Origin of the sequence: Hoyosella rhizosphaerae, assembly GCF_014643175.1 — a bacterium.
Lineage (GTDB): Bacteria > Actinomycetota > Actinomycetes > Mycobacteriales > Mycobacteriaceae > Lolliginicoccus > Lolliginicoccus rhizosphaerae.
The window spans coordinates 452,038-468,452 of the sequence record NZ_BMJH01000003.1; the positions used below are offsets into that span (position 1 = coordinate 452,038).

17 protein-coding genes are annotated in these 16,415 nt (G+C 58.9%); 7 read left to right on the top strand and 10 right to left on the bottom strand.

From position 1 onward, the window contains the following. Positions 1-60: 60 nt before the first annotated feature. A complete protein-coding gene (locus tag IEW73_RS13875) occupies positions 61-510 on the bottom strand; it encodes a hypothetical protein (protein ID WP_188676276.1) in 450 nt (149 codons plus the stop codon). Positions 511-859: 349 nt separating this feature from the next. Between IEW73_RS13875 and IEW73_RS13880 the strand changes: the two genes are divergently transcribed. Beyond that, positions 860-1,477, top strand: coding sequence for a heme-binding beta-barrel domain-containing protein (locus tag IEW73_RS13880; protein WP_229676042.1), 618 nt, complete (start codon positions 860-862; stop codon positions 1,475-1,477). Here IEW73_RS13880 and IEW73_RS13885 read toward each other — a convergent pair whose 3' ends face one another. Then, positions 1,478-2,221, bottom strand: coding sequence for an SDR family oxidoreductase (locus tag IEW73_RS13885; RefSeq protein WP_372433640.1), 744 nt, complete (start codon positions 2,219-2,221; stop codon positions 1,478-1,480). It lies immediately after the preceding gene. A 25-nt stretch (positions 2,222-2,246) separates the two neighbouring features. Here IEW73_RS13885 and IEW73_RS13890 point away from each other — a divergent pair, with 25 nt between their 5' ends. Beyond that, positions 2,247-3,044: a hydroxypyruvate isomerase family protein gene (locus IEW73_RS13890; protein WP_188676284.1), complete on the top strand. Its 798-nt coding sequence runs from the start codon at positions 2,247-2,249 to the stop codon at positions 3,042-3,044. A gap of 104 nt (positions 3,045-3,148) precedes the next feature. Beyond that, positions 3,149-3,544, top strand: a complete 396-nt coding sequence (locus IEW73_RS13895; RefSeq protein ID WP_188676287.1) for a YchJ family protein — start codon at positions 3,149-3,151, stop codon at positions 3,542-3,544. On the opposite strand, the gene IEW73_RS13900 is transcribed toward IEW73_RS13895, so the two are convergent. Continuing rightward, entirely contained in the window at positions 3,545-3,832 is a 288-nt protein-coding gene (locus IEW73_RS13900; protein ID WP_188676290.1) for a hypothetical protein, read from the bottom strand. Between the two features lie 159 nt (positions 3,833-3,991). Here IEW73_RS13900 and IEW73_RS13905 point away from each other — a divergent pair, with 159 nt between their 5' ends. Continuing rightward, complete coding sequence (locus tag IEW73_RS13905; RefSeq protein WP_188676293.1) at positions 3,992-4,606, top strand: TetR/AcrR family transcriptional regulator; 615 nt, start codon at positions 3,992-3,994, stop codon at positions 4,604-4,606. On the opposite strand, the gene cydC is transcribed toward IEW73_RS13905, so the two are convergent. The 5 genes from cydC to IEW73_RS13930 form a co-directional block, all read right to left on the bottom strand. Further along, a complete protein-coding gene (cydC, locus tag IEW73_RS13910; protein WP_188676296.1) occupies positions 4,603-6,273 on the bottom strand; it encodes a thiol reductant ABC exporter subunit CydC in 1,671 nt (556 codons plus the stop codon). The genes IEW73_RS13905 and cydC overlap by 4 nt on opposite strands. After that, positions 6,270-7,898 (bottom strand): thiol reductant ABC exporter subunit CydD, encoded by a 1,629-nt coding sequence (cydD, locus tag IEW73_RS13915; protein ID WP_188676299.1) that lies wholly within the window; start codon positions 7,896-7,898, stop codon positions 6,270-6,272. Before cydD ends, cydC begins: the two co-directional genes overlap by 4 nt. Beyond that, entirely contained in the window at positions 7,895-8,935 is a 1,041-nt protein-coding gene (gene cydB, locus IEW73_RS13920; RefSeq protein ID WP_188676303.1) for a cytochrome d ubiquinol oxidase subunit II, read from the bottom strand. Before cydB ends, cydD begins: the two co-directional genes overlap by 4 nt. A gap of 15 nt (positions 8,936-8,950) precedes the next feature. After that, the gene (locus IEW73_RS13925) at positions 8,951-10,465 is read right to left on the bottom strand and encodes a cytochrome ubiquinol oxidase subunit I (protein ID WP_188676306.1); all 1,515 of its coding nucleotides are present in this window, start codon (positions 10,463-10,465) and stop codon (positions 8,951-8,953) included. 186 nt (positions 10,466-10,651) lie between these two features. After that, positions 10,652-11,506, bottom strand: coding sequence for an aminodeoxychorismate lyase (locus IEW73_RS13930; protein ID WP_188676309.1), 855 nt, complete (start codon positions 11,504-11,506; stop codon positions 10,652-10,654). 117 nt (positions 11,507-11,623) lie between these two features. On the opposite strand from IEW73_RS13930, the gene ygfZ reads away from it, so the two are divergent. The 3 genes from ygfZ to IEW73_RS13945 all read left to right on the top strand — a co-directional run bounded on the left by ygfZ (position 11,624) and on the right by IEW73_RS13945 (position 14,047). After that, positions 11,624-12,709, top strand: coding sequence for a CAF17-like 4Fe-4S cluster assembly/insertion protein YgfZ (gene ygfZ, locus IEW73_RS13935; protein ID WP_188676312.1), 1,086 nt, complete (start codon positions 11,624-11,626; stop codon positions 12,707-12,709). Then, a complete protein-coding gene (locus IEW73_RS13940) occupies positions 12,706-13,662 on the top strand; it encodes an asparaginase (RefSeq protein WP_188676316.1) in 957 nt (318 codons plus the stop codon). The genes ygfZ and IEW73_RS13940 overlap by 4 nt, the downstream gene beginning before the upstream one ends. A gap of 175 nt (positions 13,663-13,837) precedes the next feature. After that, the gene (locus tag IEW73_RS13945; protein ID WP_188676318.1) at positions 13,838-14,047 is read left to right on the top strand and encodes a DUF3073 domain-containing protein; all 210 of its coding nucleotides are present in this window, start codon (positions 13,838-13,840) and stop codon (positions 14,045-14,047) included. Positions 14,048-14,128: 81 nt separating this feature from the next. Here IEW73_RS13945 and purM read toward each other — a convergent pair whose 3' ends face one another. Then, the gene (gene purM / locus IEW73_RS13950; protein ID WP_188676321.1) at positions 14,129-15,217 is read right to left on the bottom strand and encodes a phosphoribosylformylglycinamidine cyclo-ligase; all 1,089 of its coding nucleotides are present in this window, start codon (positions 15,215-15,217) and stop codon (positions 14,129-14,131) included. 149 nt (positions 15,218-15,366) lie between these two features. Continuing rightward, on the bottom strand, positions 15,367-16,350 hold the full coding sequence (locus IEW73_RS13955) for an oxidoreductase (protein ID WP_188676323.1): 984 nt from the start codon (positions 16,348-16,350) through the stop codon (positions 15,367-15,369). Positions 16,351-16,415 lie beyond the last annotated feature (65 nt).

Consider the following 16,415-nt stretch of genomic DNA (forward strand, 5'->3'; position numbering starts at 1 on the left):
CTCATTCCGATGCTGGCCCGAACCGCTTGTTAGCGGTTCGGGCCAGCATACTTTTTGTCTCTAAACGAATACCTTCTCCGGCGCACTATTTACAGCCTGCGGTTGGCCTCCACTCAGCAGACTCCCGCTGCGACGAATCGCACCGTGGCGGCGCATGGTTACTGCGAACGTCACCATTGCTAGCACACCGCCCGCGATGAGCCCCTGGTAGAAGCTCGCTGCCGACCACGGAACTTCCGGGCCGACGGCGTTAATTCCAAAATGGCCGAAAGCTGCAACTACGGCAATCCACACTGCAATCGATGTGAGCTCCAGCAGGCGATGTACCCCACCATTGCCTTGGGAGTACAGCCACGCGGTCCTAATGCCTGCGGCCACGAGTACTATTGCAATAAACCCACCTGCACGGCCTGTGCCCGCGATATTAAGGGCGGCAAGCCCAACGTAAAGCGCACCTAGCACGAGAGACAGCAACCACAATGGTGGCGCTGGTGTATATCGAGTGGGCATGTGATGACTCCTTATATTGCTCCATGTTCAGAGTAGATTCGGAGCTGTCACCAGCGCCAGGTTGCTCGCTGTTACAGTCAACACACATTCGTAACGCCGTGATGTAGAACATCCAGCGATTCGGAATAGGCTCCGAAACCCGCCCCGTGTGGTTGCCAATCTCCGCAACGGATAGAATCAGCGACGTGGTGATTTTCTTCGAACTCCTCCTAGTCCTGTCGAGCTTGCTCATTACTTGGTTCGCTGTGTACGTGGTGTATCGCCTCGTCACAGAAGATCACAAGCAGTGAGTAGCGATACTCCAAAATTTGGCGCGCCTGATTCCGAACCGGATACAGGCTCAACTGCCATAAGTGGTAACGCCGCTGTGGAAGCTGCGGCGCGGCGCGCGCAAGAAACTGCGGTACGCAATGTCCCGCAGTTAGAAGGCATACCTCTGCCAGCCGATACCGCAAATCTCCGCGAGGGCGAAAACCTCAACGATGCTCTTCTCGCGTTGATCCCACTCGTTGGGGTGTGGCGTGGAGTCGGCGAGGGAAACCATCCAGTGACCGGTGATTATCACTTCGGTCAGGAAGTTATTGTGACTCACAATGGCGGCGAGTACTTAGCTTGGAACTCGCGCACGTGGGTTATTGATGACGAAGCTTCCTACGTTCGCCCAGACTTGCGCGAATCAGGTTTCTGGCGGGTCGCTGATGATGACGGCGAAGAAGTCATTGAGTTGCTGCTCACCCACTCTTCGGGCCTAGTCGAGTTGTATTACGGTGCCGCACTGACGCAGTCGTCCTGGGAACTTGCTACCGACGTCGTTATTCGCAGTCAGTCGGCAGACGTTGTAGGAGGCGCGAAGCGCCTGTACGGCATCGTCGACGGCGGCGATCTCGCCTACGTTGAGGAACGCATAACACCGGACGGCGAGTTGGTGCCGCGGTTGTCAGCGCGACTCAAGCGCTATATTGGCTAACTATCCTCGGCCTATGTAGGGCATGTTCGTGGCTGTCAGAGTCATGAACTGAATGTTGGCTTCGAGAGGCAACTGCGCCATCGTAAGCACCGCCTCTGCCGCATGTTTGGCGTCAAAGGTTGGTTCAAGTTTGACAGTTCCATCAGCTTGTCTGGCCCCAGCAGCAAAGCCATCCGTCATCTCCGTGGCAGCGTTTCCGATATCTATTTGGCCGCAGGCGATGTCAAACGGACGACCATCGAGCGATATCGCTTTAGTCAGACCAGTGATGGCATGTTTGGTAGTCGCATAAGCGACAGTGCCTGGACGTGGAACATGAGCAGAAATCGACCCATTGTTGATAATCCGCCCACCGATGGGGACTTGAGTTTTCATATGACGCACCGCTTCGGCTGCGCATAGGAAATACCCGTTGAGATTGACGTTTACTGTGGCAAGCCAGTCTTCGACAGTGATCTCATCAATGGCACCAACAGGACCGAAGGTTCCAGCGTTGTTGACGAGAAGGTCGATCCTCCCCCACCGGGCCCGAACTGTTTCAAATAAGGTGCGCACGGATTGCGGGTCGGTGACATCCGTCGGAATGCTGATTGCGTGTTCTGCCCCGTCAGCGGTGGCATCGAGCGTGGACTGGTTGCGACCCGCGAGCGCAACACGATAGTTCGAGGACAGCAAAACTCGGGAGATAGCTCGGCCCAGGCCGGAGCCTGCACCCGTAACAATGGCTACCGGCTGTGGGTTCACCTGTGCTCCTCTACGATCAGTGGTCATGCGTGCGCCTTTGACAGTCAACTGTTCCATTCTGCTCACACACCTCCCACTGCTCAAGCGACCCCAGGCCGCGCGAGAGTCGGGCTTCGGTGCTGTTGAGTTTTGGTGGCCGTTTTCTGCGGCGGTGCCCTCGGACCGAGAAGTCAACACATTCATCCGAAGTGTGCGGGATGCAGGTGTGCGTTTATCTTCACTGAACTTCGCTGCAGGCGATTTAGCCGCGGGTGAGCGCGGCTTATTGTCTAACCCGTCGAGGTCTACCGAGTTTCGCGACAACATCGATGTGACACTCGGCATCGGCGAGCAACTTGGCGCAAGGGTATTTAACGCGCTGTACGGCAACCGCCGGAGCGATGTACAGGAATCAGCCCAGGATGAATTGGCGTTAGAAAATCTTGCTCTTGCTGGTGAGCGTGCGGCACGGTTCGGCGCGACCGTAGTTGTGGAACCGGTGAGCGGAATTGCAAGCTACCCATTAAAGCGTGCGCATGATGCAGTCGATGTCATTGGGCGAGTGCAGCGGCGCTACGGCGTGAAGTTGGGTCTGCTTGCGGACTTTTACCACCTCGCGGTTAGTGGCGATTCAGTACCTCAGGTGGTAGAAGACTATTCCCACTTGATTGCGCATGTGCAGGTCGCTGACGCGCCGGGGCGTGGGATGCCTGGCTCTGGCACACTACCGCTGGCCACGTGGGTCGAGGCGCTCGTCGAACGAGGCTACAAAGGGATGGTTTCGCTTGAGTACATGCCATGCGACGACAATCCGTTCGCTTGGCTAACACCAACACTCCACTAACGCCGACACCGCGCGAACCGACCGATCGGCGACGCCACTACAATTAGTGTGATGAAGCCGTTTGCCGCGGAACAATTTGCTGCTACCTACAGTGTCGGTAACCGATGAGTGCTGCCACGCAGGATTTCTGCCCTTGCACATCGGGGGCATTGTTTAATGAGTGCTGCGGCCCGTTGTTACGTGGTGACGCCAAAGCGCCGTCCGCGGTTGCGTTGATGCGGTCAAGGTTCACCGCGTTCTTCCTCGACGACGTCCCGTATCTCGAACGAACCTGGCATCCTACGACGCGGCCGCCCGCACTTGGGTTAGACCCGAACCAGCAATGGACTCACCTCGAGATCCTCGGAACTCATAAGGGCGGCCCCTTGGACTCGGACGGGTCGGTCGAATTTCGTGCGCACTACCGTTACGGGAAGCAACGGGGCTCGTTGCATGAGAACAGCCGATTCGTGAAGGAGCACGGCCGGTGGCTCTACGTAGACGGAGTGATCGGCGACTAATTACTTCCCATAGCTTTCGCGTGGATGCTGCGGTCCTTCGTCCAGCATTTCTTGCACACGCGGGTTAGTTGTTGAGCCTGGATACTTTTTCGCAAATGCACTTCCTGCCACTGATCCACCTGTTCCCGGTACCACTACGGTTTCGGGAATTGCAGATCCTGGGGTATCTGCTGCAGGGGTGTCAGTCTCGGGGGTCCCCTCTTCAACGACGGTGGTTTCCACGCTCGCGTTTTCAGCACTATCGTTGTCGAGTTGGCTTACGTTGTCGGACATCTTATTGTCAGGCATACAATCCTCTGCTTAGAACATATTTCTTTGGGTGTTCATCGAAAGGGTGCCCGCTTCGGGGTCCACCTAAACATTGTCGGCGCTTCATGTGGGGCGACGCGAGCAATGTTTTCGGGTCATCATCGCTGTATTCGCTGCACATGAGTGGTACACAAGGGTGTGGCCCCCAAACAAGCAAAGTCGAAGCCGTCCTACGCGGAGCAAGCAAAATCGTTGCTAGTTGACGTCATTCTCGATTCTGCCGACTCGATGATCCGAAAAATTGGGTGGTCACAAACGAGGATGGAAGCGATCGCCAAGGCGTCGGGCGTGAGCAAGCCGACGTTGTATCGGGCTTTCGGCACTCGGGAGCAGTTGGCGAGTGCGTATCTTGATCGTGAAACCGACAGGCTTGCCGATACTGTTCGAGAAAGCCTCAGCAGAACGTCGTCTTTAGACTCAGTGGCAACAACCCGCGTCATGCTTGTTACGGCGTTGGATTCATTGCGGGATAACCCGTTGGTTGCGGCAGTGCTCGCTGATGACGACAGTTCGGCAGGTTTGCTTCCGCTGCTAACGGTGCACGGTGACAGGCTGCTAGAACGAGCCACCGATAGGATCATCCCGCTGGTTGAGGAGTGGTTCCCCGATGTTGATGCGGTGTTGCGGCGTCGGTTCGTCGATTCCGTGATCCGGTTGCTACTCAGTCACAGCATCCTGCCCGGCGCTTCGCCGGACGAAACCGTCGACACTGTGATGACCATGATCGAACCGTTTATCGAGAAGCACTTCTAACCTAATATTCGTAGTTGCTGATCCACGTCCACTGAGTGTTGGTGATGCGTAGCTACGATCACGGTCCGGTGCGGCGCAATCAACGAACTTTCGCGGTCGAGCAGTTTGTCGAGCAACTCTTCGCTGTCGTCCGCATCAAGGTGCTCGGTCGGTTCGTCGAGGAGAAGCACCGAGGCTGGTGAGAGAATGGCGCGTGCGAGCAGGAGTCGCCTACGTTGGCCGCCGGATAGTGCCTCATCACCACCGACCAGGACGGTTTCTAGCCCATCGTCGAGACCGGCGACCCACTCGGCGAGCCCCACCCCGTTGAGTGCCTCCAGCATCTGAGCGTCTGTGGCCGCGTTGTTAGCGACTCTGAGGTTTTCTCGAATGGTCGTAGCGAAAATATGTGCGTCTTCGGCAAAGAACGTCACAATGTTTCGCAGGGCCTGTGGGCGCCAATCATGCAGGGGCACATTCCCGCACATCACGGTTCCGCCGAGCGGTCTCGCCAATCCAGCTATCGTCATCAACAATGTGGTCTTGCCGCTGCCGCTAGGTCCGGTAATGACGACTCGCGAGCCTGCTGGCCATGTTGCATCGAGCGGTGCGGCTAGCGGTGAGCCCCACCCCCACATGAGCGAAGTCGTCACGATTTCGTGGCCATCGCCCGTGCGGTCGCCTTGCTGTGGTGGTTCGCTATCGGCCCGGTCGATCAACTCCATCACGCGCGCTGCCGCACTCTTGGCGCGAACGGTGTGTGTGGCCGCGTCAGGCAACGTGGATACTGCCTCAAACGCCGCCAGGGGCAAGAGCACGAGTATGCCAAGGGACGTCAACGCGATGTCACCTGATGCATACAGTTGCACGCCGATAATGATCGACCCGATAACACTGGCCCCGACAGCCAGCGGAGTTACTGCCGTCGCCGTTGCTGATCCGATTGCGGCCCGATCTGATGCTGCGTTGCTGCTTCGCACTGCGTGATCAGCTCGATCGAGGGACTGTTCTAGTTGACCAGAAACACGCAGTTCTGCGGCGTGATCAAGCACCATGAGCACTGCGTCGCGGTGGTCAGCTCGGTGCGCATCGGCTTCTTCTTCACGAATTCGCGTGGCCCACGCCGCGCATACGGGGGCGAAGACACCCGCGACTATGAGTGCTATAGCGAGAACAATTGCGGCTGCGGGCGCAATGAGCCACAGAACAAATGTTGCCGTTGCGCTGAGAATGACTGCTACCGCTACAGGTATGACGGCGCGGACCACGGTGTCGGCGATGGTATCAATGTCTTCACCTGTGCGGGCCAGCATTCGGCCCCGGCTGACACCTAGCGCCACGCGTGGGTCGCCGCCAGCTAGGCGCTGGTACAGCGTTGTGCGCGCGGCAACGGTTCCGCGTAATGCCACATCGTGTGTGGCGAGGCGGTCGAGGTAGCGGAAAACCCCTCTGGAGATACCCAGTGCGCGCACGGCAACTACAGCCACGGTGAGATCGAGCACCGGCGGCATTTCGAATGCGCGCAGCACAAGCCATGCCGACACCCCCGCGAGTGTCAGCGCGGAAACGAGAGTGATCGTGGCCGCCACCACCGCAAGTGATGTGCGACGCGGTGACACTTCAAGCAACGCCAATCCGCGCCGTAGGTCTCGCCATGTGCCGCGCCGCGGACGTTCTACTGTGGTCATGCTCGCACCTCCACGACGTTGTCTGCAGCCGCGACGATGTGCGGATGATGTGCCACAACGATGACGGTCGCACCTGCGTGGGCTCGGCGCTTCAGTTCGTCGAGCACCTGGGTGGCTGAGGTGTGATCAAGGTGCGCGGTGGGTTCATCGAGAATAATCACGGCTGCGTCTCGCGCCAGCGCCCGAGTCAGCGCGAGCCGTTGCCTCTGCCCGAGCGACAGTCCTGCCCCGCCGGAGCCCAGAATGGTGTTGAGGCCGTGCTTCGCGTCCTTAATTACTTCGTCAAAACCTGTTTTTCGGGCGGCCGAGTCAATGTTGTCGAGCGGACCTGCGAGTTCGAGGTTGAACTTGATAGTGCCTGGTAACAAAACTGGTTTTTGCGGCACCCACGCTACGGTCCGCCACCATGCCTCATGGTCGACATCCGCTATGTCTGTGCCGTCAATCGTGACAGTGCCTTCGGACGGGGAAACAAGCCCGAGGATGGCATGCAGCGCGGAGGTTTTGCCCACCCCGTTTGGGCCGGTCATCACGGTGAATGTTCCTGGTGCGAATTCGGCCGACAGCTGGTGCGGTGCGTGTCCCCCTCGCGCTTCGAGGCTCATGTCCGTGAGGCGAATGGTCTGCGGTCCAGACCCCACAATTGCCGTTGCGGTCGTCTCATCCGCGGGGTCGGTGATCAAGGAAATCGCCTTGTCTGCGGCTTCCACTCCGTCTTCTGCGGCATGAAACTGCGTGCCAATCATCCGCAGCGGCAGATAGGCCTCGGCAGCGAGGATGAGTGCAACAAGTCCAGGCGCGAGTTCCATGTGCCCGTAGACGAGGCGTAAGCCGACACTCACAGCAACGAGCGCGACACATAAAGTGGCCAGCATTTCGAGTACCAGTGAGGACAAAAATGCGATCCTCAGCGACTCCATCGTTGTCTTCCGGTGGCTGTCTCCGAGCCGGTGCACACTCTCGGCCTGCCCCGCTTCCCTGCCGAGCGTCCGCAATGTTGGTAGGCCCGCGATCAGGTCCAGAACCTGGGCTGACAGTTGAGACATGGTTCGCAACTTCGCACGTGCCCGACCTTGCGTCAGCAGTCCGATCAGAACCATGAAGATCGGTATCAACGGCAACGTGAAGAAAATGATCAACCCGGATGTGAGGTCGTAGAGCGTGATGACAATGAGCACGGTCGGTGTCACCACGGCAGCGAGCGCAAGGGTGGGTAAGAAGCCGGTGAGGTAGGGGCCAAGTCCGTCGAGGCCGCGGGTCACTATCGCTGCGGCATCATCGCGCACGGCTGCGCGTCGGCGCGGGGACATCGCAGCGACCGATGCCGTGACGTCCTGTTTGAGGCCAGCTATCACGGCGTAGGCGCTGCGGTGCGCATAGCGGGTGTGCAACCAGCTTGCGCCGACACGGACCGCCACGGCTGCGGCGAGCACGATAATTTCGGCGGTCCAGGCTTGCGGTGTTCGCATTGCCGGTTCGGTGGCGACACCTGCGACGATGGTGGCGATCATCACCGCCATCACGACAACCGCCGCTGCCGTGACGACACCCATCACGACCGTCAGCACCAAATAGGGCCGGACCGGTCGAGATAGGTGCCACAGGCGTGGGTCAAACGGCTTCACTTACGCCTCGTCGTCTTCAGCCCAATGGAGTCGGGGATGTGATCCACCGTGATGCGTTGGCGGAACACCCAGTACGTCCACCCTTGATAGATCATGACGACTGGTGCGAGGAACGCCGCCGCCCACGTCAGTACTGTCAAGGTGTATGGCGACGATGCAGCTCCTTCGACGGTGAGGCTCCACTCGGGATTCAGCGATGATGGCATTACGTCGGGGAACAACGACCCGAACAGAAGTGCGGTGGCGGCAGCGACTGTGATGAACGTGGCAATGAAGGCCTTTCCTTCGCGTTGCTTCGCCGTCATCACCACTGTCACCGCGAGGCCCACAGCAGCTATCGCAGTGAAAATCCAGGTGAGGTTGGAGCCGTACGCAAGTTGGGTCCACATCGCGAATGTCCCGGCCACCACGAGCGCGATGGGCGCCAACCGCGTTGCAGTGGTGACAGCGTCCGCGCGCACCTCTCCCCCAGTTTTCAGCGCGATAAACACTGCTCCGTGGAGGGCGAACAGAAGCGCGGTAGTGATGCCACCGAGGACGGCGTACGGGCTAAAGAAGTCCGCCCAGACGCTCACTATTTGCTTGTTCTCATCAATCTGCGTGCCACTTACTACCGCAGCGAAAATCATGCCCCACAGAATTGCGGGGATCCAGGATCCCACGACAATTCCGATGTCACAGCGGGCCCGCCACTGTACGTCGTCGATCTTGCCGCGAAATTCGATGGCGACGGCGCGGAAGATCAGTGCGATCAGGATCAACAGCAACGGTAGGTAGAAGCCCGAAAACAAGGTCGCATACCAGTCGGGGAAGGCGGCGAACAGTGCACCACCAGCGGTGATCAGCCACACTTCGTTCCCGTCCCAGAAGGGGCCGATTGTGTTCAGCGTGGTGCGTCGACGTTTGTCCGCGTTCATCCGCGACTTGCGGCCCAGAAATGGCATCAGCATTCCTACGCCAAAGTCGAACCCTTCGAGGACAAAATATCCCAGGAACAGGAACGCGATGAGAATGAACCACAGAGTCGTTAGCTCCATCGTGAGGCTCCTGTTCTAGTAGGCGAACGACAACGGCTTTACTGCGCTGTCCTCGTCATCGGATTCGTCGGGGGCGTGCGGGTGCTTGTCGTGCTCGAGCGGTCCTTCGCGCACGTAACGCCTAATGAGGTAGAACCACACCATCGCTAGTGCTCCGTATACGAGGGTGAAGGTGGCGAGCGAGAACAACACCAGTCCTGCAGAGTGATTCGATACGGCGTCCGCTGTCATCAGTCGCACCTGGTCCACGCCAGTCAAGTTGGGAACGACAACCCATGGCTGACGCCCCATTTCGGTGAAGATCCAGCCGAAACTGTTGGCAAGGAACGGGGTTGGGATGGCGATGATGGACAGCTTTGCGTACCAATCTTGATCTGGTACGCGTCCGCGCCTGGTAACCCAGAGGCCAGCGGCGGCAAGGATTGCGGATCCTGCTGCCAGGCCGATCATGAGACGGAATGACCAGTACGTTACGAAGAGGTTCGGGCGGTAGTCCGCTTCCCCGTAGCGTTCTGTGTACATTTCCTGGAGGTCGTTGACGCCCATGAGTTCTGCGTTGAAGTCGTTTGTGGCGAGGAACGATGTGAGTCCTGGGATGGCGAGGATGTGGCGTACGCCTTCACAGTCGTTGTTGTGATCTCCGATGGAGAGCAGCGAAAATTCTGCGCCTCTTTCGGTATCGCACAATGCCTCTGCCGAGGCCATCTTCATTGGTTGTTGCTCAAACATGAGCTTGGCTTGGATGTCGCCGGTAATTCCCAGCGCAATGCCCGAGCCGATCATCAACACGAGCGAGATTCGGGTGATGGGCCGCCACATTGTGCGAGCTTCTTCGCGCAGTTCCTCTGCTTCGGCTTCGGTGTCGGCGTTCGCCGCTTGCTTCATTCGACGAACCATCCACCAACCTCCGACGCCTGCGACAAAGGTTGCCGCGGTGAGGAAGCTGCCCGCGATGGTGTGTGGGAAGGCCGCGAGCGCTGTGGGGTTGGTAAGCAACTCCCAGATGCTCGACAGTTCGGCACGGCCGGTTTCCTCGTTGTATACGGCGCCGACGGGGTGCTGCATGAATGAGTTGGCGACGATGATGAAGTAGGCCGAAGCGTTAACACCGATTGCGACCAGCCAGATGGTGGCGAGGTGGACAAGTTGGGGTAACCGCCACCAGCCGAAGATCCACAGGCCGAGGAAGGTTGATTCGATGAAGAACGCGGCTAGCCCTTCCAGTGCGAGGGGCGCTCCGAATACGTCGCCGATGAACCGGGAGTATTCACTCCAGTTCATGCCGAACTGAAACTCTTGCACTATGCCGGTGACAATGCCGAGGGCAAAGTTGATGAGAAATAGCTTGCCGAAGAATTTGGTGAGTCGGTACCACTCGTCTTTTTTGGTGATGACCCACATTGTTTGCATGAGCGCAACGAGTGGTGCCAGGCCGATTGTGAGTGGGACGAAGATGAAGTGGTAGACGGTGGTCACTCCGAATTGCCAGCGGGCAACGTCGAGTGCGTCGAGCGAGTCGAGTCCGAACACGAGGTGCTCCAAACTGAGGCGACGTTGCCTCGCCGGATGTGCGTTTTACTACGCCGAGTACTACTACATACCGTACTACTACATCTGGTAGTAACTACTACCCCGCGTCGTAGACCTTCGTCACACTCCGGCGCGACCCCCTGCCCCGTCACACCGGGCTAGTCACACCGGGCTAGTCACACTGGGCTAGTCGCGCTCGACCGCCCTTTCCACCAGCCGGGCGAAATCAGATTCACCAGCTGGCGTCGGCATCCGCAACCCATTCACACTGGTAATCCGGGCACTCAAAGTCACACTCGACAGCATCCACGCCCCGTCAGCATTCAACAGATCCACCACCGTCAACGGCTTGTACGCAGTCGTAAAGCCATACTGGTCAGCAATATCAAATACCGCCCGCTGGGTGGTACTCGGCAAAATGCCAAGCTCCGCAGGAGGGGTGGCAAGTTCGCCGTCACGCAGAACCACGACCGCAGCGCGCGGGCCTTCGAGCAAGTACCCATCAGAGCTGACAAAAACGGCATCGTCCGCGCCGTTGTCATTCGCATACCGCACCGCGGCCATGTTGACCGCATACGACAGCGTCTTAGCCCCCAGCAGAAGCCACGGCGCAAACTCCGCCAGGTCGCTTGCATAACCGCGCTCCAAGGTCAGAACACTGACCCCGCTCGCTCGCGCCTGCAACATCCGATGCGCCAGTGGAGTAACAAGAACATACGCGGTTGTCGCACTGCCCGCGTTTTCTCGTCCCCGGGCATACACCAGGCGCAAAACGCCCTCGCGGCGGTTGCCCCACCGCTGAACAGCCATGGCAATCGCATCGCGCCAGTCGGCGGCTTCCACATGAGGGAGGTCCAACAGTTTGGCCGAGTTTTCCAAGCGACTTAGATGCGCCGCAAGGTTGCACACTTTCCCATGCCTCACGAGGAGAGTTTCGAACACGCCATCACCACGGAGCGCAGCGAGATTATCAGCGTGAAGGATGGGAGTATCCGCATCACACAGTTCGCAATCGAGTGTTACCAATACCTGCTCAGCCATACCGTGCAGCGTATTATCCGATCCGGCCGTACGATTGGTGACGTGGCCGTAGATAATGTTTCTGATACTCCGAGTTCCCCTCAGCCCCCAAACACCACACAACCTGCACTGACGTACATGAGCCCTTTACTCGTTTCACCTGGGGCTGTCCGTCCACCAGAGGGGCTTCCAGACAGCGGAGTCGCATGGCATTTCGGTGACCCATTCCCCGAGCAACGCGCGACCACGCAGGCCGCAGCCATAGTCGACCGCTCACACCGCGGAGTGCTCACTGTCACCGGCCCGGAACGCCTCACTTGGCTGCACTCGCTGACGAGCCAACACTTCACCGAACTCAAGGACGGCGAGTCGACAGAAAGCCTGCTCCTCGACGTCAATGGCAGAATCGAACAGCACTTTGTTGCTACCGAACTCGACGGCACAGTATGGATTGACACCGAGGCCGAAAAAATCGACTCGCTCCTGGCCTTCCTCACCAAGATGATCTTCTGGTCAAAAGTAGAGGTCAACGCCGTTCCGTATGCCGTACTCACACTGCTCGGCCCTGAAGTCCCACAGCACGATGTACCCGCACCTCAACTGGGCGAAGCGGTAGCGCTGCCTGACGGCGGACTCGCACGAAAACTCGCCTGGCCAAGTGAGCATCGGTGGGACCTCCTCGTTCCACGCGACCAACTAACCCAGTGGTGGGCAACCGCTACCGACTCCGGGATTCGCCCCGTAGGAACCTGGGCATTCGAAGCACTGCGGGTAGCAGGGCTACGTCCTCGCATAGGGATCGACACGGACGACCGCACAATCCCCCACGAAGCCCGCTGGATCGGGGGCACTGCCGAGCACGGCGCGGTACATCTCAACAAGGGGTGTTACCGGGGACAAGAAACTGTCGCCCGAGTGCACAACCTAGGCAAGCCTCCACGCCACCTTGTACTGCTACACCTCGATGGGTCAGCCGAAGAGCGCCCCGAAACCGGCGATCCCGTGCTCGCCAATGGTCGCACCGTCGGTCGTATCGGCACCGTCGTAGACCACTTCGAAGACGGTGTCATCGCCCTCGCTCTAGTGAAGCGTTCCATAACAACAGACACCCCCCTCGCTGCCGCGAAAGACACCATCGCCGCATCGATCGACCCAGATTCGGTACCCAACTACGACGTCGTGCAGGCCGGACGTGCGGCGGTGGAACGGCTGCGGCAAAGGTGACGCGCTTTGTTCCGCTCGTTGAGGTCATCCGCTCGGGCTTTGTTGAATGCGTGCACTACGGCGCGTTTGTAGTACTTGCGCCAGATGGAAGCGTCATCGATTCAGCCGGTGATGTGACGGGACCGATCTACCCGCGATCATCAAACAAGCCACTCCAGTCAGTGGGGTTGTTGCGGGCAGGCTATTTCCCCTCCACGAGCGCCCACCTGGCATTGGCTACTGCGTCGCACTGTTCCGAACCCGAACACATCGCCACGATCCGCGACATGCTCGCCGAGGCAGAGCTAGAAGAAAACTACCTACTGTGCCCGCCGGACCTGCCGTGGAATGAACGAGCCAGAGCCGAAGTTCTGCTCGGCGATAATGCGGCGCGCAAGATCTTTATGAACTGCTCCGGTAAGCACGCCGCGATGCTCACCGTCTGCCTCACCAACAAGTGGCCTATCGACAACTACCTTGACCCCGACCACCCACTGCAGAAACTGCTCGCGGAAACGATTGTTGAACTCGCTGGGGAACCTGAGCACCCGCGCGGCGTTGACGGATGCGGCTTACCCATCATTCCGTTGTCCCTGACCGGGCTAGCTCGAGCATTCGCACGCCTGACAACCGCGAGCCCGGAAACGCACGAACGTCGCGTGGCCGATGCGGTGCGACAACATCCCACATTGGTGTCAGGTACAGCGATGCCCGATGCGGTCTCCATGCAAACTGTTCCCGGCCTGCTCTGTAAGTCAGGAGCAGATGGCGTGTTTGCCGGAGCATTGCCAGACGGGTCCGCGGTTGCGTTCAAAATCGCTGACGGGCACGACAGGCCACGGCTCCCCCTAGTCGCTGAGTTGCTGAGCAAAATTGGCGCCACCGGCTTGGAAAATTTGCCCGCATCACCGATACTTGGCGGGAGTCACAAAGTTGGTGAAGTGCGCGCAATACCCACAACGCCAATGCGCTGACCTGTTTGTTTTCGAACTACCACTGCTATGCAAAATAGCCGTCAACCGCGTTTGATGACGTCGTTGCGGCATAATTGCGCTTATCGCGGTAGAGTATGTGCCAGGAAGAAACATCAGACACGAACGGGGTCGCCAAATCCCCAGGCCACCCCGACATCGCGCGAGGGGGTCAGCCATGGGCCGCGGCCGGGCGAAGGCGAAGCAGACCAAGGTTGCACGGGCATTAAAGTACAGCTCACCGAACACCGACTTCGAGCGGCTTCAGCAAGAGCTGTCGGGAGCGACGTCGCATCCGCGACATGACGATTCGCTGACCGACGATCCGTATGAACCGGATTACTCGCGCTGGGTCGACGATGACGACTATCAGAGCTGGAGCCGCTGAGCGACCACGCTTCAAATCAAGAAGAGGCGGGGCACACATTGTGCCCCGCCTCTTGCTTTGCCTCCGGTCAGGAGGCCAGGATCAGAATCGTGGATGTTCACCCACGAGAACCGCGCGCACGTTCTCATCAGTGTTCAATTCGTTCGACTTTCGAACCGAACCGAGCGTCCAGCAATCAATGTGACGAGCTGTCAAAACCGCGAGCGCACGGTCGACGTCCTCAGGCGCAACAACGGCGACCATTCCCACACCCATATTGAACGTGCGGGACATTTCAGCAGCAGCAACCTTGCCACGCTGCGCAATGAGCCGGAAGATCGGCGCCGGGCTCCACGTCCCCCGGTCCAGTTCAGCCACGAGGCCGCGCGGCATCACCCGCGAGAGGTTCTCGGCTAGCCCACCGCCGGTGACGTGGCAGAACGTCCGTACGTCAGTTTCCGCCGCCACAGCGAGGCAATCTTTCGCATAGATGCGGGTCGGCTCCAGGAGTTCCTCACCCAATGTGCGGCCAAACTCCTCGACGTGCGCTTCCAACGACATGCGGTTGATCTCCAGCAGGACATTGCGCGCCAGGGAGTAACCGTTTGAATGCAGGCCAGACGATGCCATACCAATGACAACATCGCCGGGGCGAACCTTGTCAGGGCTGAGCACAGAATCCGCTTCAACAACACCCACACCGGTGGCGGAGATGTCGTAGTCGGACTCCCCCATCATCCCCGGGTGCTCGGCTGTTTCCCCGCCAAGCAATGCGCATCCAGCTTGGACACACCCTTCAGCGATGCCCGACACAATGGCAGCGACTTTTTCTGGGAATACTTTGCCCACCGCGATGTAGTCCTGCAGAAAGAGCGGTTCGGCTCCACAAACCACAAGGTCGTCCACCACCATAGCGACAAGGTCCACACCTACGGTGTCGTGCTTATCCATCGCTTGGGCGATTGCCAACTTGGTCCCCACGCCGTCCGTTGAGGCAGCAAGGAGTGGGTCCTTGTAGTTGTTCTTCAGCGCGAACAGTCCGGCGAATCCGCCGAGACCACCCACCACTTCTGGCCTGGTCGCACGACGTGCGTGAGGTTTGAACAGTTCCACTGCTTTGTCACCGGCGTCGATATCGACACCAGCTGCGGCATAGGATGCCCCGGCAGTCGGGGTGTTGTCGTCGATCATTGGGTCCGCTAGCTCCGCCCCTGAGTTGTCTCACATTACGGGGTTACGCTACCGGACTTCGGCAGAGCATGACACATGTCTTAACGGCGGGTGCCCCGCTTCCAAGCTGTAAGCACTGAAAACGGGGCACGAACGGCAGAGAAAATACCTCAGTCGAGCTCGTCGTACGTCACCCCAGTGAGTTCTACCGACTTCGCCCACAATGCCTCCGCAAGACCTGCGTCAGCTGCCTGTGAACTACGGCCGCAGCGTGACACTGGCCCTTTGACGCCGCCAAATTCGGCGGGACCGAGGTAGTCGTCGTTGGCCACGTCAGGCATGCCAGCCGCATAAAGGGTGCTGTATGCCCCCTGCTCGGCCGTTTTCGCCGTCATTGCCACAATTTGACGAACCATTCTCCGTAGGCCCAGAGTTGGCACTACAGGCTCAAATAGATCAGTTGCAGCAGCACCGGGGTGCGTGGCTACCGAAATTGCAGGCGCCTTCGCGACCTCGAATCGACTAGCAAGCGCACGGGTGAACAGCAGATTCGCGAGCTTGGACTGCACGTACGCATTGATCCGGAAGTACTTGCGCCGTGTGTAGTTCAAATCGTCGACGTCGAGACTTCCTTGCTGGTGCATCAATGACGTCAATGTGACAACGCGGGCGTTATCGGATGCCAACAGCAGGGGCATCATCCGGCCGGTGAAAGCAAAGTGCCCCAGGTGGTTGATGCCGATCTGGGATTCAAACCCATCTTTGGTGGTCCTGTACGGAACCGCCATCACCCCGGCGTTGTTGATCAGCACATCAACGGCGTCCGTATGTTGACGAATCTCGTCGATGCACGATTGGACAGACGCTAAATCACCGAGGTCGAGGTGCACTAAAACTGGACGGGCAACAGTTGCAGCAGAGCTGATGTCATCGAGCGCGAGCTTGGCGCGTTCAAGATTGCGGCACGCGACAATGACGGAAGCGCCGTGTTGGGCGAGCGCCATTGACGTTTCTTTTCCGAGCCCACCGTTGCCACCTGTGACAACGATGGTGCGACCGCTCAGATCGGGTAGGTCCGCAGGGGTGAAGTCTGGTACGGCGAGGGGGCCGTAGCCATCTTTAGACTTGGGTGCTTTGACGTTGTTTGCAGCCATCGTTCCTACTCCCTGTGATGCGCCCCACATCTTCGATCTTAGTCAGGAACACCGCATCTACGCCA

What these genes read in the sequence shown, in the direction of transcription:
- IEW73_RS13895 (WP_188676287.1), top strand. Translation starts at nt 3,149, where the DNA reads ATGAGTGCTGCCACGCAGGATTTCTGCCCTTGCACATCGGGGGCATTG.
- cydB (WP_188676303.1), bottom strand. Translation starts at nt 8,935, where the DNA reads ATGGAGCTAACGACTCTGTGGTTCATTCTCATCGCGTTCCTGTTCCTG.
- IEW73_RS13955 (WP_188676323.1), bottom strand. Translation starts at nt 16,350, where the DNA reads ATGGCTGCAAACAACGTCAAAGCACCCAAGTCTAAAGATGGCTACGGC.
- IEW73_RS13890 (WP_188676284.1), top strand. Translation starts at nt 2,247, where the DNA reads ATGCGTGCGCCTTTGACAGTCAACTGTTCCATTCTGCTCACACACCTC.
- purM (WP_188676321.1), bottom strand. Translation starts at nt 15,217, where the DNA reads ATGATCGACGACAACACCCCGACTGCCGGGGCATCCTATGCCGCAGCT.
- IEW73_RS13900 (WP_188676290.1), bottom strand. Translation starts at nt 3,832, where the DNA reads ATGCCTGACAATAAGATGTCCGACAACGTAAGCCAACTCGACAACGAT.
- IEW73_RS13930 (WP_188676309.1), bottom strand. Translation starts at nt 11,506, where the DNA reads ATGGCTGAGCAGGTATTGGTAACACTCGATTGCGAACTGTGTGATGCG.
- IEW73_RS13875 (WP_188676276.1), bottom strand. Translation starts at nt 510, where the DNA reads ATGCCCACTCGATATACACCAGCGCCACCATTGTGGTTGCTGTCTCTC.
- ygfZ (WP_188676312.1), top strand. Translation starts at nt 11,624, where the DNA reads ATGAGCCCTTTACTCGTTTCACCTGGGGCTGTCCGTCCACCAGAGGGG.
- IEW73_RS13945 (WP_188676318.1), top strand. Translation starts at nt 13,838, where the DNA reads ATGGGCCGCGGCCGGGCGAAGGCGAAGCAGACCAAGGTTGCACGGGCA.
- cydC (WP_188676296.1), bottom strand. Translation starts at nt 6,273, where the DNA reads ATGACCACAGTAGAACGTCCGCGGCGCGGCACATGGCGAGACCTACGG.